A 21313-nucleotide genomic window follows, 5' to 3' on the forward strand; every position below is an offset into this window, starting at 1 on the left:
ACCATAATTCTGATATTTTATTGCAAATGGATTTTTCTCTGATAATCCTATCTATCTCATCCTCAATATACGAATGAAGGCAGCTTCGTATGGTATCTAGAAACCTTGCGCATGAAGATAAGTTCAAACTCCACTTAAAAAGCTGGTTATTATCATCAATGTCACCAATTGAGTTTACCCATTCAACTTTCAAGGGAATGTACGTCGCAATAAACGAGCGTTGTTCTATGATTTTTCTTGCTTTTTCATCATTTAACTTAGTAAGACATTCATGAGAAAGCATTTTAATCAAAGCAGTCTTACCCGAGCCTCGAGAACCTAGTATTATATGATTTTTGTTAGATATTAGAGATTCAAATGCTGGAGTCCAAACAAACTCTTCAGCTAGTTGGTTAGAAGTGAAATATCTAGCATTAGAGTGTTCAAATATATTATTAAACCCAAATAAATTATGCATGTTATTTTCCCTTCAGCAAAATGAATAACTCATCTTGTCCTGGAGTTTTAAATATTGTAAAGCCAACTTCATCCGATAAATCCATAATAGTCTTTTCAAGTAGCTTTCTCGAAGTATATATTATATCAGCATAATGGTTAGATAGTTCACTCCATTTTACATGTGTCTGCGTCTCGAAAAAACTCTCAATAGATTTTTTTAGCTGCTTTTTTAGTTCAATAGGTAACATGCGATTACCAAAAAACTCTTTATGAGGTATTCCGTTAATGGACTCATCTTTTGTCCACCCATGCCCTGTGTTGTGTGACCAAGTCACTACCTTCCCTAAAGGGGTTTTGTTTACATCACAAATTTTATCAATTTCAATTTGATGAATAGTATTCGGTACCCCTTGGAACCATCTATCATCTAAACGCGCAGAAAAACTACCAGCACAAAGTATATTAATAGGATGCTGATAGTCGTCAGAATACTGTGCAAGCCTGGGTATATGTTTATGTCCATGTACGATAAAATTAATGTTATGCTTAGACGCAATTTCCATCAGGATAGCTGCGTTTTGTAAGATGCTATGGTCAGCGGCATCAAAAGGTAAATCAGGCTGCTGGATTGGATGGTGATGTACGACTAGCAGATTAATCCTCTCGCTACATGCAATCTGCAGTTCTTGAAGCTTTCTATCCAGTTCTGTTAAATCCTGTTTGCGAATAACACCGTGATGAGGTTTTCTATCATAGTGGTCATAAACCGAACTGTTCACACCAATGATATTTAGGTTCTCATCACTCCAAATAGCAAAATATGGTTCATTGTAATAACAGCCAAAATGAGCTCGGTCTAAACATTGTTTAAAAAAGTCATTGAAGCGCAAGTTGCTATATTTGCGTTCAATTGTCATGTTAATGTTTTCTTTTGAGGTCATTGAGCGTTCTTCTTCAACCCAGTTACCATCGTGGTTCCCTGGAACAAAAAAAACTTTTTCTTGCTCTACTCCCACAATCATCGCTATCTCTTTCAATCGTGTAGATGCAAGTTCAAATTCTTCTCTAGTTGCTCTGTTGGTGATGTCACCCGCGACAACAAGATAGTCAGCTCGTATACCCTCTTGTTTAGCAAGATGCCTTAATTCATTTAGAAACTGATTTTTTACAGCGTTGTTAGAGCTTCCTACTGCAAACTCATTTGAAACAGCCGCGTCACCAACATGTAAATCACTAATGATTATTATTTTCATATGCCAGATACCTATAGGTATACTAATACTGTTGCATGATATCACAGGTGTGTAAGTATCCCGTTTTAAGGGATCAATCATTTTTAGAGGCTTTCCACTTCCTCCCAGAGGTAAATGTTCGTAGATCGCTCTTAGCGGACTATCAGATTGAGCAACAACCAATCCCAATCGTTGACACCAAAAGGTCGAGAAGGCTAAATTTGTAGTCGGTGCTGAACACACTTTCTCAGAGCGGTTACCGCCACCGTAAGAGCTGCGGTTTGTTTGTGTCTGGATTTTGTTCTCTATGGTCGGGTAGCGTGTAATCCGAAAAACAGCTCTACGCTAAGGTTGCAGGCCGTCTCTGAGCGGTGTTCAAGTACCTGATCGCCCCGCTGAACACGGGGATTATGGACAATCTCAGAGGGCATTATTATGGATATTACTCAGTCTGTAGAATATCTCTCAATAGTTTCTCACTCAAACGTTCCCGTCCTTACTACCGAGTTGTTGGCACAATTTTATGGCACAAATTCTGGCAACATCAAAAAGAATTACTCGCGTAACTTGGGTCGTTTTATTAATGGTAAGCACTATTTTTTGCTTCAAGGGCACGAACTTCAGCACTTTAAGAACTTGGTGACAGAAAGTCATCAAGTTGATAAGCACACGCCTAAACTCATCCTCTGGACAAAGCGCGGTGCTGCCCGCCACGCCAAGATGCTGGAAACCGAGCAAGCGTGGGATGTGTTCGAAAAGTTGGAGGATTGCTACTTCAACAGAATGGAAAAGCCCCCTAACGGGACAACCTATCAATCCACACCCGCACAGTTAAAACCCCTCCATCAGACAGCAAAACGCTTAATCACCACCGGTCTCGGTAAAATATATTCTGATATCTGGAAACTGGTGCATGCCCGCTTCGATGTCGAACACATTCACCAACTGCATCCACAGCAGATTGATGAGGCGGTGAGTTATCTCACGACACTGGAGGGCGAATACCTTGGCAGGCAGGAAGCACTGACCAGGCCCACGTTCAGTGCTGATTTCCCGTTGAGCTGGTGGGATCAGTTCGAGCATCAGTTCAAGCATTTCGGAAGTCATCAGTATTCACTCACAGACCCCGGCAAGTTTCCCATCAAAATGCTGTTTGGTGATACGGCAGTGGCCCCAACGGCTATTGGCAAATTGATCGTGAATCTAACCAAAGCAGGATATGACGTTAGCGCTGCACGCTTTGAGTTGTCGGCCCACCGACACTATGCCGAACTGATGTATTCCAACTTTGAAAAAATACATCGAATAGCTGAATCAATATTGAGTAACACGACGGGATTTCGGATAAGCCCGCGTTAACCCAGAGCTGGCGCATTGGTGCGCCAGTTTGCAGTATTTCTCGATTGCGACTCACGGAGTGGGTGGTAAGCTTCTGTGAAGCATTGTTTATACCGACTAAAGTGGGGAGTAACGTGCAATGACTCAACTTAGTTCTAAATCTATACCAGATATAGTACCGCATCGTTTCATCGTTAAAGTTATTAACTATCATGGTGTGTGGGTGGCAGAGTGTGATGATTTGGGATTGGTCAGTGAAGCCGGCAGCTATGAGGAACTAACTGAAAAAGTCCGAAAAATGACCCCTGAGCTTTATCAGGAGAATTATCCTGGCAACGATCCTGAAGCAATCAGCCTCTCATTCGCATGCGGTGATTGAACAGGTTCTAAATTACTGGGTTAATGAATAATCGCTCTGCAAATTGCTGTTGATATCGTACAAATTACGCGCTAAATTCCCGAAAGATGCCGAGGTCAGCCCTAAAAAGCGCCTTGGCATTTTTTATGGACTAAATATGAGGAAGAGATGATGAACCCGTCTGAAATGCAGTTTAAAGCCATGCAAGAAAGCATGGCTTTGATAAACAATATATCGTCAGCATACAAACCATTTATTAAAGCAAGATTTACTGTGCCTGCTGATCAATCGCTTCATACTTTATCTGTTCGGAATAAGGTTACTGCTGGCCCTGTACAGCGTTGAACTGACCAAATCTCCCGTTTTGCCTTTTCAGTGAGTCTTCTTTTCTACTTTCCACTCTGACCCAAGGGTGAAACCGAGAGTTGTTAGAATTTAACCCGCCGCAATTTTGTATTCGTTATTCACATCGTTCTAGCAGCCCCAATTGGGGCTTTTTTTGTCTGAAATTTGGAGTGTCCGATGAGTTATCACCCTGAAAGACAACGCCCGGAACAACAATTCCGCAACGCAAATCGTGAAGCCCTGAATATCCAGCAACCAGGTGAGCATACTCATCATGGTTTTGACTGGGAGGCCGTTAAGGCTGCCCGCAAAGCAGCAGGGCGACCCCTCACGGTTTCGCAGACTACCGACCCCAGCATTAACCTGAAAGACATGGCTTTATCCGCCGTAGCTGTACCGGCCGATATGGTCAGTGCGGGTGCCCAATGGTTTAAAGCAGGCAACCAGTTATTAGACAGCAAGGCGGAAGAATACAGCAGTGGCGAAAAGAAACCCTTGATTGATATTCCTGTTGACCCTGAGCTGTTACGGGTGATGAGAGAACATGCAGGCAATCCGGTTTCACGAACAGGTAGTGCTTTGATTGAGAAGGCCGGAGCCTTGGCCGAACATTTTTCTCACGATGTTAAAGCGAACTACAGTGAAGGTGCCAAACAAGCCGCAGCAATGAAGTTTGCTGAGAGGGATGCACAGGGCAATCTCAAAATCGGTGCCGGAGCCTTTGATAAAGATGCTTGGCTCATCAATGCTATTCCTGCACTGACACAACTGGCGACGGGAGGCTATGCCGCCAAATTGGGTGCCAAAGCGGTTGCGCAGGGTATTGAGCGGTCAGTCTATGAAAAACTCAAAAAGTCAGTGCCCGATGCGGTCGCGCGCGAAACGGCTCAGATGGCGGCGGAAAAAGCCAGAGCCATTGCCCGGAAATCAGGTTTTGTTGGCATTATGGCCGGTACCGCTCAGGGGCAGGGCGGTATGGAAATGCGTGATGAGATTAACGTGCTTCCTTTTACGCAGTTGATTGAAAGTCCCACGTTTCAGCGTCTGTTTGAGGTTATCGACAAGGCCCCCGAGAACGTAACGCTATCCGATACGCAAAAGTTAACCCTGGCCCGTCAGCAACTGGCAGAAGTGGCAGCCAGCAGTGTGACTGCCGACCCCCGCTTGCTGGCCATCAATATTGCGGCTTCGACTCTGGGTGACCACACCCTGTTGAAACTCCTTACCGGTAAAACAACGGCCAGGGGGATCGTGCCGGGGATGGTGAGAGGCACACTTGCTGAAGGGGCTACCGAGTATGCACAAGGTGCTTCCCAGCGTTATGCCCAGAATCAGCAGCTGATTGATACCGCTGGTCAGAAGATTGACCCGATGAAAGACGTGGTGGAGACCGGGGCGAACAACGCGATGTTGGGCGCGGGGATAGGGGGCACGATTGGTGCTGTTGGGGGATCCCGTGGTCGCCATGCAGCCTCTGATGTGACACCTGAAACCCCGCCAGAGGTTGCTGGCACCCCCATAGCAGAAGAGAGTCCTCCTCAGTCGCCGATTATGGCCGATCCGCAGGTTAATGACCCGGCCATGGCTGATGTTGTGGCCCAGCCCCGTTCGGTCGAGGAGCACGGGATACCGAATCATCGCATCGACGAATTCCGTGATACGCCCGCTTACCGGCGACAGGATCCGCGCGTGCAGGGATTCACAGATGACAGTGAGGTACAGCGTGCTCTGGCCGAGCCATCATCTCCCACGGCACAAGCACTGATTGAGCAGCAAATGGCGTCGGGTGAACAGGGACTGTCCCCTGATGAGCTGGCCATATACCAACAGGCTGAACACGTTCGGACACAGCGAACACCTCGTTTACCTGAACCTGGCAATATTCATCCGGGCGAAGGTTTTCCTATGTCAGGGCCTGTCTTGGAAGACGAAGCCCAGGCGGGGAATCAGCCACAATTTACGGCCGGAGAACAGATACGTGGGCCGGTATTTTTACCAAAGGATACGCGGGCTGAGCAGCAAGGTGCTGTCAGGGAAGTTCATACTTACGATGGGGAGACAGATCCGCGAGCTATCACGGATAAAAACATCATTTTTTCTCATGGACCAGGCGTTAACTCGGATGATGTTCAGTCAGGGCAGGCACCACAGTTTGAGGGAGGACAGCGAAAAGATGTACGCCGCTTTACTGAGGCGATGGCCGGGTCACCTAAAACAGTGATCACAGATCAGCGACAGCGTGCGGGTGGTGTGCCTATTGATGCCCGCACCGAGGCATATGCCAAAGGGGAAGTATCTACAGGTAAACCGTCCTCCAGAGAGAAACTCACTAAATATTCCAAGCGGGTAAAAATTGATAAAGGCAATGTAATTTCGGATACCGGTCACACCCGGAATGGTATACCGCCGGTGAAGGGGATGCGACAGCGTGAAGCGCAAGGGATCGCCAATATGTGGGTACGTGGTATGAAGGGGGCGGCCAGGATACAGGTGAAGGTGGTCCAGACTCAGGCCGAAGCGGCTGACATGATGCCCAGTGGGATCCCTGACGAGTTCGGTACCGTCCATGCGCTATACCAACCTGAATTTAGCCGGGTGATTGTGGTGGCGGATAACATTGCCGATGGTCGCCAACTTCGGGCAAAGTTGCGCCATGAGGTGCTGGCACACCATGGTCTGGCTTCGGTGATTGGGGATGTGGAATATGATCGTATTCTGCGGGTGTTACACCAGACACGGGGCAGTAAGAATAAGACCATTCAGAGCGTCTGGCGTGAAGTCGACCGATCCTACAGCAACGAAACACCGGAAATGCAGGCCAATGAGTTTTTGGCTCATATGGCTGAACGCTCAGAGTTGACCGGCTTTGGGGCGATGTGGGACCGCGTTGTTTCCTTGCTCATTAATGGATTGAAAAAGGCGGGCATTCTTAAACCCGGTGACATTACGCCGACAGAAATTCGGACCATTTTGCGTACCATCGCGGGGCGGTTTAAGAAAACCGCAATGTACGATGATGAAAAGCCGGGCACCAAGGAGTTTGAGAATACGTTTTCGCGTACCGATGCACTCTATTCTAAAGAACGGCATGACCCATTCAAGCCTGATAGTTATGACGCTAGACAGTTCGCTACTGAGGTAGAAAGTATTGCTTCAATGGAACAGGTTCCACGGCATCAAATTCGGTTAGGCGATACGCCCGCTGTTTATCAGGCACTTGGCGCACGAAATATTGAACTCATTATGCCTGCATCTGTGGTGCATAAAGCAACTGATCCCGCTATTCGAGATCATGCTGTGCGGCTTGAAGATGTGAAAAAGTTGCCTGCGTTACTTTCAGACCCATTAGCTGTTATGCGTTCAGCGACTGAGCATGGCGCTTTGGTCTCACTGATAGCGGCTCAGGATGTTAATGGTCATCCTGTGATTACTGCTATTCATCTGAATGTGAAGGGTGCCAGTTTTGCAGAGGTCAATAAGATTTCCAGTATCTATGGCCAGGACAATCGAGTCGCGCTTCAAAAGCAATTAGACAACGACTTATTGTACATAGACAAAGAAAAAGCCACTAAATGGCTTCATGCAGCCGGGCTCCAATTGCCCGGGGCGAACACCGTTAGTGGCTCCAATAAAAATATACTCTCCAGGCTGGATGTTCGCAACAACAAGGCGCTTTACTCCCGCACAACTAACCCGTCCATGGAAGCGGAAACCAACCGCAAGATGGGACTTCATGTTGAACAGGGCTGGATTGATAAGGCGAAATCCTTCTATGACAGTGTGGTCAGCAAAGATAAAACAGCCCTGAAAGCCTGGTTGAGTGACACCGGACGAAAACTCAATACCCAAACCTTTGACGGTCTGGCCCCGATCAAATATGCCGAAGATAGCGCAGGGATCAGCGATGCGCGCAGTTCTGCTTATATCGGTGCTCGCATGGCGGCCGGTGCAGGTTCTGTTATCACCGCAGCTCTGGATCTCGGCTTGCCCCGTTACAATAAAGCCGAGGGGATTATTGAACAGCAAGCGGGTACCCATCAGTCGGACGCACTGATAGGCATACTGGATGAACTGGGTAACCACCGTGAGCATTTCTTCAAGTGGATCGCTGGCCACCGTTCCGAGCGGTTAATGAAGGAGGGAAAAGAGCACAACTTTACCGCAGATGAAATCGCCTACATGAAAACCCTTAATCGCGGTCATGAACCATTATTCGATAGGCAGAAGAAAAAGTACGATGCCTTTATTCAATCCATGTTGGACCTCCAGCAAGACATGGGATTGATTGATCCTGAAAGCCGTAAACAATGGGAGCTTGCCTGGTATCTGCCCTATTTTCGAGAGACTGAAGGGGGGGAAGTGGTGGGGCCCTGGAACAGCAAAGGTATTGCCAATCAGCGCAGCACAGTGCGGCGGTTGAAAGGCAGTGAACTGACCATCAAAGATCCCATCGAGAACCTGTTCAATTATGTCGCCAAGTCGATAGATGCCTCGATGAAGAATGAAGCGATGCGCCGGGCGGTGATTAATCTGGCTGATACCGGTGTTGTGGAGGTGATCGAATCACCGAATATGCTGGACTATCAGCGTCTGGGTAAAGATGTGGTGAAAGTCTTTATCGACGGGCAGCAAGAACTGGTTAAGGTGAATGATCCGGCGCTCTATCGGGCGTTCACCATGATTGATTTACAACGCAGTAACGCCCTGTTTATGAAAGCGGCTCGTCAGGCTAAAAAAGTGCTGACTGTCTGTACCACATCGATGCCGGATTTTATTATCCGCAACTTTTTACGCGACTCTGTCCATGCCTGGGCCATTAACAAAGATGGGTTTACCCCGGTGGTGGACTCTTGGAAAAGTCTTCGCAAAGCACTGCGTACCGATACCAGTCTGACTGAGATGATGTTTGCGGGGGCGACCTTTGGTGGCGGCTATTCCAATGCCTATGATCCGGTCTCTTCGGCCAAGACCATCCGTGGCGTGCTGCGACGTAAAGGGTACAGCGACAGCCAGATACGCGAGTTTGAATCGTCCATTGTGCGTAACAGCAAGGAAGTCATGGGCAAGATCAGGCAGGGATTGCATCAGTATCAGCGTCTCAGTGAAGCGGCGGAGAATGCCAACCGCTTGGCCACGTATGAAGCGGCACTGAAAGCGGGGAAAAGCAAAGCACAGGCTGCGTTTGAATCGCGTGATTTGATGGATTTTAGCATGATGGGATCCAGTACCCTGATGATCACACTTAGCGATATGTTGCCTTTCTTCAATGCCCGGATGCAGGGGGTCAGTAAGTTGGGCAGGGCGCTCAAGAATGACCCGATGGGGGTACTGAAACGCGGCGGGTTAATCACGGCAGCCTCACTGGGACTGATGGCCTTAAATTGGGATGATGAACGCTATGAAGAGCTGCCGGACTGGGATAAAGATATCTACTGGCATGCCTGGGTATTTGGGCAACATATCCGCTTCCCGAAACCTTTCGAGCTGGGGTTGTTATTGGGCACTTTGCCCGAGCGGTTTATTCGGATGCTGGTGGGGAAAGACAGCGGGGCAAAATTTGGAAAGCTGGTGGCACATAACTTCATGGAGACCATGGCGTTTAACCCTATTCCCCAGGTGGTCAGGCCGATTGCCGAAGCTTATGTTAACTATGATTTCTTCAAAGGTGGCCCGATTGAGAATTTGGCAGACAGTCACTTGGTTGCCGGTGCGCGCTACAACAATCAGACCAGCTTGTTGATGCGTGAAATCGGAGAAGCGGCCAATCTGTCGCCGAAGATGCTCGATCACCTTGTTATGGCTTATACCGGCACGCTGGGAAGTTATGTGATGGGGGCGACCAATCTGCTGATGCGCAATATACAGGATCACGGCGATACCCCGACTCTCCGGCTGGATGAAATGCCGGTGATCAAATCCTTCTTTCGAGGTTCAGAACCGGCCAAATCGACCCAGTTTACCGAAGATTTTTACCGCATGATGGCAGAAGCCAATCAGATAAACAGTACCATCAACAGCTTTTATAAACAGGGGCGGGGCGATGATGCGGGTAAATTGCGGGAGAAACATCAGGGGAAGTTATTGCAGCGCAAAGGGCTGACGATCACCCAAAAGCAGGTCAAGGCATTGAACGCCCAGATTGAGATGGTGCGCCGGGACAAGATATTAACGGCTGATCAGAAACGTGAACGTATCGACAGGTTAATGGCCACGAGAAACAAACTGGTGCGCCAGACGGTGGAAAGGGTCAATCCGTATTTCATGTAGGGTATTTTGAGGCCAGGAGGTACCTGAGCAGATATCGAGTGACCAAATTCATCTGATGCTCTTTTACTGCCAGTGTAAAAGACAACCCGAGCTTAATAGCCCGGGATTTATATTCTTTTCGCTTCGTGACTTAAGGCTGAAACCAGTCGTCAGCACTTTCCCACGTTTCCTGCAAAATCTCTTCAACCGCCTGTTTATCATCCGAACCACCGCCCAACACAGTTAACCCGTCAGCGGCCGCAAATCTCACTTTTACACTGACTTCGCCAAACTGCCTGGTGAGTCGTTCATTTAATTCTTCAGTCAATGCATCGGTATATCCAGCGGGAAATTTATTGATATTCAGTTTATCTATGGTGACTTCGATACGTAGCATGATGTTACCTTTAGCTTTGATAGCAGGTGCTGGTTTTGGTGTCTTCGATCCCTGACTCGATATCGTCTACGCGCTTTTGTAATTCGCTAATCAGCTCCTTGGCCGTAGACAGTCGGATCATGACTTGTTGGTCGGGGTAGAGCGTGGGTTGAATACCGGCAAACCCGCTAAGTGTATCCGTAAATGATGATCGCAAGAGAACAAACTCACCAAAAGCACTGTGCGCAGTTTTGAATGAAGTCAGTTCCCGCATGCCGCTAAACTCGTCCTTTGAATTCATGGCTAATCCTTGTAAAGTTAATTTACTGGTTAAGTGTACAGTATAAAATATCTTCTTAGAAGATCCAGATGGTTGCAGAAAATCTCATTCTCCACACTTCACAAGAACATTCTTATAAATTATGCTGTATGTATATACAGTAATTAATGGGCATGAATGATGATATTTTATACACTATCACCACTGCGAGAAATCGTTCTTATCCCTTTGTTTAATGAGAAAATTCCGGCTGGTTTCCCCAGTCCGGCGGCGGATTATGTTGAACGGCCACTGGATCTGAATGAACTCTGTATTGCCCATCCGGCAGCCACGTACTTTGTGCGTGTTTCTGGAAACTCCATGATTGGGGCTGGCATCTATGATGGTTCACTCCTTGTGGTCGATCGCAGCATCACACCACGCCATGGCGATATTATCATTGCTGCGGTTGGCGGGGAATTTACCGTGAAGAAACTGTGCTTACATCCGGTCGTACAGCTCGAGGCGATGAACCCGGACTATGAGCCGATTATTTTGAGTGATGGGGGGGATGATTTAGAAACGTTCGGTGTAGTGAGATACGTGATTAATGAGACTGCACATGTTTGCCCTCGCTGATGTGAACTCGTTTTATGCGAGTTGCGAGGCTGCATTTCGGCCCGATTTGAAAGAAAAACCCATCGTAGTGCTTTCGAATAATGATGGCTGTGTCATCGCCCGCAGCCGTGAAGCAAAATTGGTGGGTATAAAAATGGGCGAACCCTATTTCAGGATGAAAGGGTTAATTCAGCAGCACGGTGTGGTGACGTTCAGCAGTAATTATGAGCTTTATGCCGATATGTCTAACCGGGTGATGACCGTACTGGAAGCAATGTCTCCGGCAACAGAAATATACTCCATTGATGAGGCATTTCTTAATGTCTCCGGCATCAATCGCTGTATGAGTCTGGAACAATTTGGCCGTGAGGTTCGTGAGAAGGTATTGCAATGGACTGGTCTTACCGTTGGTGTTGGCATAGCACAGACCAAAACGCTGGCTAAACTGGCCAATCACGCGGCTAAACAGTGGAGTAAAACCGGTGGTGTACTGGATTTATCCGACCCGGTCCGGCAGCGTAAGTTACTGGCCATCACGCCGGTACAGGATATCTGGGGGATTGGCCGCCGCATCGGAAAGAAATTGAATCTGCTAGGCATCAACACCGCCTTACAGCTGGCTGACACTCATCCGCAGTTTGTGCGTAAAAATTTCAATGTGGTGCTAGAAAGGACGGTCAGAGAACTTAACGGAGAGCCGTGCCTTGAGTTGGAGGAATTCGCCCCGACCAAGCAGCAAATTGTGTGCAGCCGATCTTTCGGTGAGCGGATCACGAGTTATCAGGATATGCGCGAAGCCATCTGCGGTTATGCCGTACGCGCGGCGGAAAAGCTACGCGGTGAGCATCAATATTGCAGACATATATCAGCCTTTATCAAAACCAGTCCTTTTGCACTGAATGAGCCTTACTATGGGAACATAGTCAGCACTCGGCTTCCTATCCCCACCCAGGACACGCGGGATATTATCGCTGCTGCATTGAGATGCCTTGAGGCAATCTGGAAGGATGGCTATCGCTATCAAAAAGGCGGGGTCATGCTGGGGGATTTTTACAGCCAAGGTGTGGCGCAATTAGGACTGTTTGATGATAACCAGCCCAAGGCTAACAGTACAGCGCTGATGGCTGTTCTGGACAATATTAATCAATCAGGCAAGGGGAAAGTGTGGTTTGCTGGGCAGGGTATACAGAAAGCATGGCAGATGAAGCGGGAAATGCTGTCACCTGCGTATACGACCCGCTTCGATGAGTTACTGAAAGTGAAAGCGTGCTGATGTGAAGCTAAAATAAGCCAGCCTATGATAGGAACAGCGTGACCTGCACGGACTCAATAGTCATCGCTGTTGATAAGACCACAATCTGACCAGACTGGATTATCGCATCATTCAATTAATGGCATTAGAGATGTTAGTAGGTCAGCAATATCTTTATAGCTTTCATTCAGTCGATCTAATCCGATGCGGTCACGGTTTTCATACAGGCCAGTTTTCTTATTGAAAACAAGTATATCTGTATCTGTCTCGCCAATCATAACCCAATCTTTAAATGCTTGCGGAAATAGCTCAGGGACTTCTAGCAGGTCAGATAATTGTTTGCGTAAGTCACGCTCATCATTTTTATCATTGAAATATCCAAACAGCCGTACGCCATTGAGATCAAACCCATTAACATTCCGCAAGAATGGTAAATAACTAACGGCAAAATCATTGCCACCAAGGGAGGTGAGTGCTTGATGGCATGATTCGACTTGATCTTCGCTAATGCCTTCTCTGTCTTCATAACCTGCGGCAATGCGCGATTGAGCAATGTCATGTATTTTATTAATTAGCGTAATAAGTTTTTGGTTTTCAGTACCCATACTTACCTCTAAGGATAAATTTTGCCATTAGGGATAGGCCAAAGAACTTCTTTAGATTGCCCATAACTTAAATCATTTGTTATGCCGCGCTGTGCATTGGTAAATACGGTATGCTCAGGCGAGTTTTTAATCAAAACAAGGTTGTCGAAGCTATTATTGCCACCATCATCTAGCGGAATTTTATGATGCACTGACCATTCACGGCTAGGCATTCTTCCGTTTGCCATCTCAGATAATTGTGCTGGAGTGAACCTGCTGATAGCTTCAGGGGTATTTGCAAGAGACTTAACAAAATTGGGGCGAGCAGTGCTATTAAATTGCCCCCTGAGTGCTTGGTAATCTTCGCGACCCCTGCGTGAATAGTCCAATTTTATCACGCTAATATTTTTTAGAAGCTGGGATTCCCCTTTAGCTTTGCCCAAATAACTGTTTAGGCTTTTTAGCTTTTCGACAGATAAAGCACTGCCACCACGAGTTACTCCCATGAGTACAGAAGAAAGAGCCACCATAGAACCAGCAGTCTGTTCATTTAAAACCTGTTCAAAGCCTTTTGCTGCATCTCCACCGAGTTTTTGTGCAGTTTCAGAAAACATTTTAGGATTCTGGTTATACACTCCACCCGCAGCAAGGAGACGACCCGCACTCCTGGTATTGATGGTTCCAAATGAATTGGATGTGAGTTGGTCTGGTTCTGATGCCCGAGCTTTACGTGAGATCTGTGTGGGGCGTGGTTTTCCTCCGGAACGTTGATAATCCCTTCGACTCACTGACTTATTGTATTCGGCGATAATTTTTTTCGCACCATCAAAACGAAAACCAAGCGGATCAGTACAAACCAGCTTCCCGTCGCCATCAATATAGAATAACCGGGCAGGGCCATGGATATCGCTAAGCATGATGATATTGCCGGAAAATACCATTTCTTCCAGTTTGTCTTTTTCCCGATCCCCCCGTGATGGTCTGAACTGCGAGGCTGACCTGTTTTCGCGCATATTAATTATGTAACGACCATTGTTATTACGATCGTCAAATTCATATTCTCGGCAGATACGCGACCAGGCAGTATAAGCACTCATAATGCGCTCATACTCTTCGGGGGGAAGATTATCACGTGACAGATAATACAAATCATTGCCGGGTAAGCTAAGACTCATATCCATTTCCTTATGGAGTTTACTCAATCTGCATGAATGTATATCTGTTACTTAACTGATTTTCTACAAGAAAGCTCTGTATTTAGTTTTCTTGCGGAGTAAATATTTTTTCTTATCTCTGATAGAGGCTAATAAATAAAAAATCGATATTCAGGCATCGTTTCTACATTGATTGTTTTAACAAGATTCAGATTGCGAAATTTTTACGAATTAATTGATGGCTATCTGAAATGAAAAGATGGATTGCTATCGTTCCTCGGAAAATATCAGATAATACCGATCTCATGGTTTTTTTGTCCTGTGCCACCCAATACTCCAAATACTCGGTATTATGGCGCGATAACAGGATCACCACATGAGCGATCGGCTGCTGGTGAACTGGCATCATAAAATGATGGCCTCAAAGCTGAATGATTTGGTCAATAACCGACTGTAACCACACAACTTCATGAGGCAGCCCAGAAAATAGGCTTTTTTTATCAAAAAAACTGCCAGTTCTTAATAAACGTATTAATTCGTATCCTGATGAATTTATTTACTATTTAACTCGACGGAAACAACTTGCCACAGTTTGCTTAACAATATTCCTATTCAGCCTCTTGAATTTCTTTTTGCCAGAATGATAATCACTATCGTTTTACTTTTCCTTACGTAAATTGACAATATTCTTATTCGCATATTCTACTGCCCACCGCAGGGGTGTTTAGCATGTTTGTCCCATTTCTTATTATGTTTCGTGAAGGGCTGGAAGCAGCGCTGATTGTCAGCCTGATCGCCAGTTATCTTAAACGTACTCAGCGCGGTCAATGGATGGGGGCAGTATGGGTGGGGGTTATCACTGCCGCAGCACTTTGCCTGGCTATTGGTGTTTTTATTAATGAAACCACCGGTGAGTTCCCGCAAAAACAGCAAGAGCTGTTCGAAGGGATTATCGCGGTAGTGGCAGTTTGCATATTAACCTATATGGTTTTTTGGATGCGCAAGGTATCCAAGTCAGTCAAAGTGCATTTAGAAGGGGCCATTGATAACGCCCTAAACGCTGAGGGTAAAAAAGGCCGTGGTCAGGGATGGGCATTAGTCGCAATGGTGTTTTTTGCTGTGGCGCGCGAAGGTCTGGAGTCAGTTTTCTTTTTATTAGCTGCTTTTCAGCAGGATGTCGGTATTGGCGCACCCATCGGCGCAATATTGGGTTTGAGCTGCGCTATTTTGGTGGGCATGGCTATCTACTGGGGGGGCGTTAAGTTACATCTGGCTAAATTCTTCAAATGGACCAGCCTGTTTATTCTGTTTGTTGCTGCCGGCCTTGCCGCAGGGGCAATAAGAGCCTTCCATGAAGCGGGATTGTGGAACCACTTCCAGGATATCGCATTTGACCTGACCAATGTGCTTTCTACGCACTCCTTGCTGGGCACCTTCCTTGAGGGCATGTTCGGTTATCAGGAAGCCCCTACTGTCAGTGAAGTCACGGTCTACTTTATCTATCTGATTCCGGCATTAATTTTCTTTTTCCTTCCACCACGCGCCACGGCGGCTTCAACCGTAGCGGCTGCGCGGAAAACTAACCAATAATTCAGGGATTTATCACATGTCTAACCGGTTCTTCCGTCGCACAGCTCTACATGCCGCTTTGTTGGCACTGCCAGTTTTCGCTATTAGCGCACAGGCTGCTGATATTCCTCAGGTTAAAATTACGGTTAATGATAAGCAGTGTGAGCCAATGGCACTGTCTATTCCCGCCGGTAAAACACAGTTTATTGTACACAATGTCAGCCAAAAAGGGCTGGAGTGGGAGATCCTGAAAGGGGTCATGGTGGTTGAAGAGCGTGAGAACATCGCGCCAGGGTTTACCCAGAAGATGACAGCTAATCTGGAACCGGGTGAATACGATATGACCTGCGGTTTACTGAGCAACCCGAAAGGCAAGCTGACAGTGACGGCTGCGGCCGGTACTAACACGGCGACCAAACCGGATGCCATGGCACTGGTTGGGCCAATTGCCGAGTATAAAGTCTATGTAACACAAGAAGTTGCTCAGTTAGTGACCCAAACCAAAGCTTTCACCGATGCAATAAAAAAAGGTGATTTAGCATTAGCGCGCAAGCTCTATGCACCGACCCGTCAGCATTATGAACGTATCGAGCCCATTGCTGAGTTATTCTCTGATTTAGATGGCAGCATTGATGCCCGTGAAGACGATTTTGAACAGAAAGCGGCGGATCCGAAATTCACCGGTTTCCACCGCTTAGAGAAAATCCTATTTGGTGACAATACCACCAAAGGGGCGGATAAATTTGCCGACCAACTGTATCAGGACACGCTGGAACTGCAAAAACGTATTACCGGCCTGACATTCGCACCAAACAAAGTGGTAGGTGGGGCGGCGGGTCTCATTGAAGAAGTGGCAGCCAGTAAAATCAGCGGTGAAGAAGATCGCTACAGCCGCACTGACTTGTGGGACTTCCAGGCGAACGTTGATGGCGCACAGAAAATTGTTAATCTGCTGCGGCCGTTATTGGAAAAAGCGGATAAGCCGTTGTTGGATAAAATTGATGCCAACTTCAAAACGGTTGATAGCGTATTAGCAAAATACCGCACCAAAGATGGCTACGAATCTTATGAGAAGTTAACTGATGCCGATCGCAATGCGATGAAAGGGCCAATTACGGCACTGGCGGAAGACCTTGCTCAACTGCGTGGTGTATTAGGTCTGGACTGAGGATTAAAATGAGTCAGAAAACCGGCCCGCAACACGGGCCGTATCAGCAAGATAACGGGGCGGAATTGCCGTCCCGTCGGCGTCTGCTTCTCGGAATGGGCATGATGAGCGGGGCATTGGCGCTCGGCGGGGCAAAAATAGCCCGCGCGGCGGATTGCCCCGCACCCGAGTCCGCGCCCGCGCAAGATGAACGTTGGCAGAAGCAGCCTTTCTACGGGCAGCATCAAGCCGGTGTATTAACCCCACAGCAAGCTGCAATGATGCTGGTGGCATTTGATGTGCTGGCAACAGATAAAGCCGCATTAATCCGGTTATTCACGTTATTAACTGAACGAATTGCTTTTCTGACCACTGGCGGGCATGCGCCGTCGATTAACGCGAAACTGCCTCCACTGGATTCGGGCATTATGGGGCCAGAAATTTACCCCGATAATCTGACGATCACGGTTTCCGTCGGTGACTCACTGTTCGACGAGCGTTTTGGCTTGCAAGGGCAAAAGCCCCTGCGGCTGCAAAGAATGACTCGTTTCCCCAATGATTCACTGGATGCCGGATTGTGCCACGGTGATGTGTTGCTGCAAATTTGCGCGAATACCAATGAAACCGTGATTCATGCACTGCGCGATATAATCAAACACTCGCCGGACCTTCTCAGTGTGCGCTGGAAACGTGAAGGGTTTATTTCTGCCCATGCTGCCCGCAGCAAAGGTAAAGAAACGCCAATCAACTTGTTGGGTTTTAAAGATGGAACCGCGAATCCGAAAACCAGTGATAAGCCGCTGATCAACCAAGTGGTTTGGGTTCAGGAAAGCACCGGAGAACCTGCATGGGCGGTCGGTGGTAGTTATCAGGCGGCTCGGATTATCCGTTTCAAAGTGGAATTCTGGGATCGGACTCCCTTGCAAGAGCAGCAAACTATTTTTGGTCGCGATAAGCACAGTGGCGCGCCTTTGGGCATGGTACACGAACATGATGAACCGGATTACACCAAAGACCCAGACGGCAAAGTGATTAAGATGGATGCACATATTCGGCTGGCAAATCCACGCACCGCTGAAACCCAGAATAACTTGATGCTGCGCCGTGGCTACAGCTACTCGCTGGGGGTATCAAATTCGGGGCAATTGGATATGGGGCTATTATTTGTCTGCTACCAGTCTGATTTGGAAAAAGCTTTTCTGACCGTGCAAAAACGGCTGAATGGGGAAGCGCTGGAAGAGTATGTGAAACCCATTGGTGGCGGCTATTTTTTCACCTTGCCGGGGGTGGCAGATGCCACTCATTATTTAGCTCAAGGCCTGCTTGAAGCTTGATTTTGAAATAAAGCACCACTTTAGCGGTGCTTTAGGTTGCAGATAAACCTCTACAACTCGATTTTGCAAGGTGAGGACAGGTAGAAGAGTAAAGCGTTCGCGCCAGGAAAGGCGCGGCTCGAGCCCCCAGGGATGCTTGTTTTAACAAAAGAAGTACGGCGTCTTTACGATCTGCCTGTTTTCACCGCTACAGCACCTTGTTCTTAACTCAAACACTACTTTAACGGTGCTTTTCATGACAATTTAACTGGCTAATTTGGCCGTGATTTTCGCCACATGTTCGCCCTGGAAACGGGCGATGGCGAGCTCCTCAGCGCTTGGCTGGCGGGAACCATCACCACCTGCAATAGTGGTAGCGCCATAAGGCGTGCCACCGCGGGTCTGCGAAACATCGAACAATTCTGTCGCGCCATAGCCGATCGGCACAATAATAAAACCGTGATGGGCTAATGTGGTCCAGGTTGAGGTGATGGTATGTTCTTGCCCACCACCCGTACCGGTAGAAGCAAATACACTGGCGACTTTGCCGTACAATGCGCCCGATGCCCACAGGCCGCCGGTCTGATCAAGGAACGTACGCATCTGCCCGGCCATATTACCAAAACGGGTTGGCGTGCCGAAAATGATGCCATCGTAATCTGCCAACTCTTGTGGTGTTGCTACTGGCGCTTTCTGATCGGTTTTACCACCGGCTTTGGCAAAAGCATCCGCTGGCATAGTTTCTGGCACGCGCTTAATGGTCACTTCAACGCCACTAACCTTTTGAGCACCTTCGGCAACTGCGCCAGCAAGTGTCTCGATATGTCCATACATGGAATAGTAAAGCACTAGAATTTTCGCCATCTCGCTTCGCTCCAATCATATTTATTGAATAACGTTGATGATGTCATCATAGTCGCTGCTTATGACACTTATTAACCATACCCCAATACGCTCAAGCTGCAATGTTAGCGACACAAAAAGTCACCGCAATAAGACATCCCAATCTGGTGACTTTGATTTGCCCAGCTTACTTACAAATTACGTAACTTCTTTTGTAGGCGTTTTTGCTGCCAGCGCTCCATCCAATTACCGAGCAAGAATAGATTTATCGCTCTTAAACCTAATGGAATACCTAACCCCAAAACGACCCACCAGGCCCACATATAGCCTGGGGAGGTAAACCAGTTAATCGCGAACAATATTGAGCATAGGATCACTGCCCGCAGCAATTGGCGCAAAAAAGACATTTCATTTTCAACAGCCTCACGCGCATCCACTACGCGCTGGTCAACCGCTTCGCCAGAGGCTTCTTGAGGTTGGCTGATATCGGGCGCATAGAGTTCGCTGACTTTTAACTCCATCACCGCGGCAATGGCACTCAAGGTTTCAAGGCTGGCTTGCTCACCATTCTCTATGCGCTGAATAGTGCGCACGTTAAGGCTGCAAAGCTCGGCTAATTGCTCTTGTGACCAGGCCCGCGCCTGACGTAATTCACGAATACGATAAAGATTCATAATGAATACTCCTGGGTTTGAAGAGATATCTACAAACCTAAATGCCCGCGCCCAACACTGCCACGACAGTCACCAGACAATAACACGACATCTTCCCGACACTGGCTGGCTGCCTTGATTCGGCCTATTTGCCAGGGAATGGCCCCGCTAATTTAACTGAAATATTTATTCATCCCTGAGGTACTTATCACAATGGCTTGTTATCTACATTGACAACGCAGCGCCTGATTAATATCTTGAATGATAGTTAAACTCCAGTTTAAATAATTAAGTGGAGTTTTATTGTTGTCACCATTCACCCAATATAGTGATTAATTAATGAGGAACATCTTGATGACTCAGATATACCACCAATATAAGAAAAAATTGAGTACAAAAGTCATCCTATTGAGCGCGTTGGCTCTTTGCATCACGTTCTCGCTACCTTACGCCAATGCCGAACGCTACCCGGATGTACCGGTTCCCTTTAAGTATGGAACGGGCGCTCAGGTTGATAACAATTTATATGTCGGCTTAGGTAGCGCCGGTCAATCGTGGTATCGCCTTGATACGGAGAAAGCCAGCAGCGGTTGGCAGAAAATAGCCGACTTCCCAGGGCAGCCTCGTGAACAGGCTGTCACTGTGGCATTAAGCGGTAAGCTGTATGTTTTTGGTGGCGTGGGTAAAAATAGCGCCAGTGATACGCAGGTACGTGCACTGGATGATGTGTATCAATATGATCCACAAACCAATCAGTGGCAACGGCTGGCAACGCGAGCGCCGCGCGGCTTGGTGGGAACCGCCGCAACCACATTGAATGGCACTCAGGCGCTGCTGTTGGGGGGCGTCAATAAAGCTATTTTCGACGGCTACTTTACGGATCTGGCTTCTGCGGGCAGCAATGAAACCCAGAAAAACGCAGTTGTTAATGCGTATTTTGACCAGGCTCCGGCGGACTATTTCTATAACCGCGATGTGCTGATGTATGACCCAGCTAGAAATCAGTGGAAAAGTGGCGGACAAGTGCCATTTTTAGGCACGGCTGGGTCAGCTATCACCGCGAAAAAGGGTGATTTGATATTAATAAATGGTGAAATTAAACCTGGATTACGCACGGCAGCGGTATGGCAGGGCAAAACGCAAGGCGCAGAACTGAAATGGCAACAGCGAGCGGATTTGGTAGGCGCTGAAAAAGGCGCAGTGCAAGAAGGGCTGGCGGGGGCGTTTTCTGGTGTTAGCCATGATGTGGTGCTGGTAGGCGGGGGGGCTAATTTCCCCGGTTCATGGCAACAATTCAATGCGGGTCAGTTATATGCCCATAAAGGGCTGAAAAAACAGTGGCAACAGCCCATTTATGCGCTGGTGGATAATCAATGGCAGGTGGTGGGGGAATTACCTCAGCCGCTGGCTTACGGCGTATCCATTCAAGATAAAGATAAAGTGATTTTGCTGGGAGGAGAAACCAGTGACGGTGTTGCTACCTCCGCAGTGACTCAGCTCTCCTGGCAAGGTGACAAGCTGCATCTGGAATAAATAGACTGAGATGATAACGCTCTGTATTGAGCTGTTAGGTATAATACAAGAGCGT

General features: G+C 47.5%; 18 protein-coding genes. 10 read left to right on the forward strand and 8 right to left on the reverse strand.

What is annotated here, in order from left to right; genetic code table 11:
- Both HU019_RS16655 and HU019_RS16660 read right to left on the reverse strand, forming a co-directional pair.
- Positions 1 to 457 (reverse strand): ORC-CDC6 family AAA ATPase (locus HU019_RS16655; RefSeq protein WP_217450947.1); only part of this gene is annotated, 457 nt, incomplete at its 3' end.
- Position 458: 1 nt separating this feature from the next.
- Positions 459 to 1691, reverse strand: coding sequence for a metallophosphoesterase family protein (locus HU019_RS16660; protein ID WP_217450903.1), 1233 nt, complete (start codon positions 1689 to 1691; stop codon positions 459 to 461).
- Positions 1692 to 2105: 414 nt separating this feature from the next.
- On the opposite strand from HU019_RS16660, the gene HU019_RS16665 reads away from it, so the two are divergent.
- From HU019_RS16665 to HU019_RS16680, 4 genes are all read left to right on the forward strand, one after another.
- Positions 2106 to 3029 (forward strand): ORF6N domain-containing protein, encoded by a 924-nt coding sequence (locus HU019_RS16665; protein ID WP_174847154.1) that lies wholly within the window; start codon positions 2106 to 2108, stop codon positions 3027 to 3029.
- Between the two features lie 118 nt (positions 3030 to 3147).
- On the forward strand, positions 3148 to 3387 hold the full coding sequence (locus HU019_RS16670; protein WP_174847153.1) for a DUF1902 domain-containing protein: 240 nt from the start codon (positions 3148 to 3150) through the stop codon (positions 3385 to 3387).
- A gap of 150 nt (positions 3388 to 3537) precedes the next feature.
- Positions 3538 to 3711 carry a hypothetical protein gene (locus HU019_RS16675; RefSeq protein ID WP_174850504.1) on the forward strand — a complete coding sequence of 58 codons (174 nt, stop codon included), beginning with the start codon at positions 3538 to 3540 and terminating at the stop codon, positions 3709 to 3711.
- A gap of 177 nt (positions 3712 to 3888) precedes the next feature.
- Positions 3889 to 9978 carry an LPD38 domain-containing protein gene (locus tag HU019_RS16680; RefSeq protein WP_174847151.1) on the forward strand — a complete coding sequence of 2030 codons (6090 nt, stop codon included), beginning with the start codon at positions 3889 to 3891 and terminating at the stop codon, positions 9976 to 9978.
- A 130-nt stretch (positions 9979 to 10108) separates the two neighbouring features.
- Here HU019_RS16680 and HU019_RS16685 read toward each other — a convergent pair whose 3' ends face one another.
- Both HU019_RS16685 and HU019_RS16690 read right to left on the reverse strand, forming a co-directional pair.
- Positions 10109 to 10354 carry a DinI-like family protein gene (locus HU019_RS16685; RefSeq protein WP_174847150.1) on the reverse strand — a complete coding sequence of 82 codons (246 nt, stop codon included), beginning with the start codon at positions 10352 to 10354 and terminating at the stop codon, positions 10109 to 10111.
- A gap of 10 nt (positions 10355 to 10364) precedes the next feature.
- Positions 10365 to 10634 carry a hypothetical protein gene (locus HU019_RS16690; protein WP_174847149.1) on the reverse strand — a complete coding sequence of 90 codons (270 nt, stop codon included), beginning with the start codon at positions 10632 to 10634 and terminating at the stop codon, positions 10365 to 10367.
- A 159-nt stretch (positions 10635 to 10793) separates the two neighbouring features.
- Here HU019_RS16690 and umuD point away from each other — a divergent pair, with 159 nt between their 5' ends.
- Both umuD and HU019_RS16700 read left to right on the forward strand, forming a co-directional pair.
- Complete coding sequence (gene umuD, locus HU019_RS16695) at positions 10794 to 11231, forward strand: translesion error-prone DNA polymerase V autoproteolytic subunit (RefSeq protein ID WP_174847365.1); 438 nt, start codon at positions 10794 to 10796, stop codon at positions 11229 to 11231.
- Positions 11215 to 12483: a Y-family DNA polymerase gene (locus HU019_RS16700; protein WP_174847148.1), complete on the forward strand. Its 1269-nt coding sequence runs from the start codon at positions 11215 to 11217 to the stop codon at positions 12481 to 12483. Before umuD ends, HU019_RS16700 begins: the two co-directional genes overlap by 17 nt.
- Positions 12484 to 12590: 107 nt before the next feature.
- Here the strand turns inward: HU019_RS16700 and HU019_RS16705 are convergent, their stop codons facing one another.
- Positions 12591 to 13067, reverse strand: coding sequence for a YrhA family protein (locus HU019_RS16705; protein ID WP_174847147.1), 477 nt, complete (start codon positions 13065 to 13067; stop codon positions 12591 to 12593).
- Between the two features lie 8 nt (positions 13068 to 13075).
- The gene (locus tag HU019_RS16710; RefSeq protein WP_174847146.1) at positions 13076 to 14221 is read right to left on the reverse strand and encodes an HNH endonuclease signature motif containing protein; all 1146 of its coding nucleotides are present in this window, start codon (positions 14219 to 14221) and stop codon (positions 13076 to 13078) included.
- A gap of 708 nt (positions 14222 to 14929) precedes the next feature.
- On the opposite strand from HU019_RS16710, the gene efeU reads away from it, so the two are divergent.
- From efeU to efeB, 3 genes are read left to right on the forward strand one after another with little or no spacing between them, the layout of a single operon-like run.
- On the forward strand, positions 14930 to 15790 hold the full coding sequence (efeU, locus tag HU019_RS16715) for an iron uptake transporter permease EfeU (protein WP_174847468.1): 861 nt from the start codon (positions 14930 to 14932) through the stop codon (positions 15788 to 15790).
- A 16-nt stretch (positions 15791 to 15806) separates the two neighbouring features.
- A complete protein-coding gene (gene efeO / locus HU019_RS16720; protein WP_174847469.1) occupies positions 15807 to 16937 on the forward strand; it encodes an iron uptake system protein EfeO in 1131 nt (376 codons plus the stop codon).
- Between the two features lie 8 nt (positions 16938 to 16945).
- Positions 16946 to 18250, forward strand: a complete 1305-nt coding sequence (gene efeB / locus HU019_RS16725) for an iron uptake transporter deferrochelatase/peroxidase subunit (protein WP_174847470.1) — start codon at positions 16946 to 16948, stop codon at positions 18248 to 18250.
- Positions 18251 to 18493: 243 nt separating this feature from the next.
- Here the strand turns inward: efeB and wrbA are convergent, their stop codons facing one another.
- Together wrbA and HU019_RS16735 are read right to left on the reverse strand one after the other, a co-directional pair.
- A complete protein-coding gene (gene wrbA / locus HU019_RS16730; protein ID WP_050077493.1) occupies positions 18494 to 19093 on the reverse strand; it encodes an NAD(P)H:quinone oxidoreductase in 600 nt (199 codons plus the stop codon).
- A 170-nt stretch (positions 19094 to 19263) separates the two neighbouring features.
- Positions 19264 to 19746 carry a helix-turn-helix domain-containing protein gene (locus tag HU019_RS16735; RefSeq protein ID WP_174847471.1) on the reverse strand — a complete coding sequence of 161 codons (483 nt, stop codon included), beginning with the start codon at positions 19744 to 19746 and terminating at the stop codon, positions 19264 to 19266.
- Between the two features lie 333 nt (positions 19747 to 20079).
- Here HU019_RS16735 and HU019_RS16740 point away from each other — a divergent pair, with 333 nt between their 5' ends.
- Positions 20080 to 21258 (forward strand): N-acetylneuraminate epimerase, encoded by a 1179-nt coding sequence (locus HU019_RS16740; RefSeq protein WP_174847472.1) that lies wholly within the window; start codon positions 20080 to 20082, stop codon positions 21256 to 21258.
- Positions 21259 to 21313 lie beyond the last annotated feature (55 nt).

The sequence above is a fragment of the Yersinia artesiana genome (assembly GCF_902726545.1).
GTDB classification, from domain to species: domain Bacteria; phylum Pseudomonadota; class Gammaproteobacteria; order Enterobacterales; family Enterobacteriaceae; genus Yersinia; species Yersinia artesiana.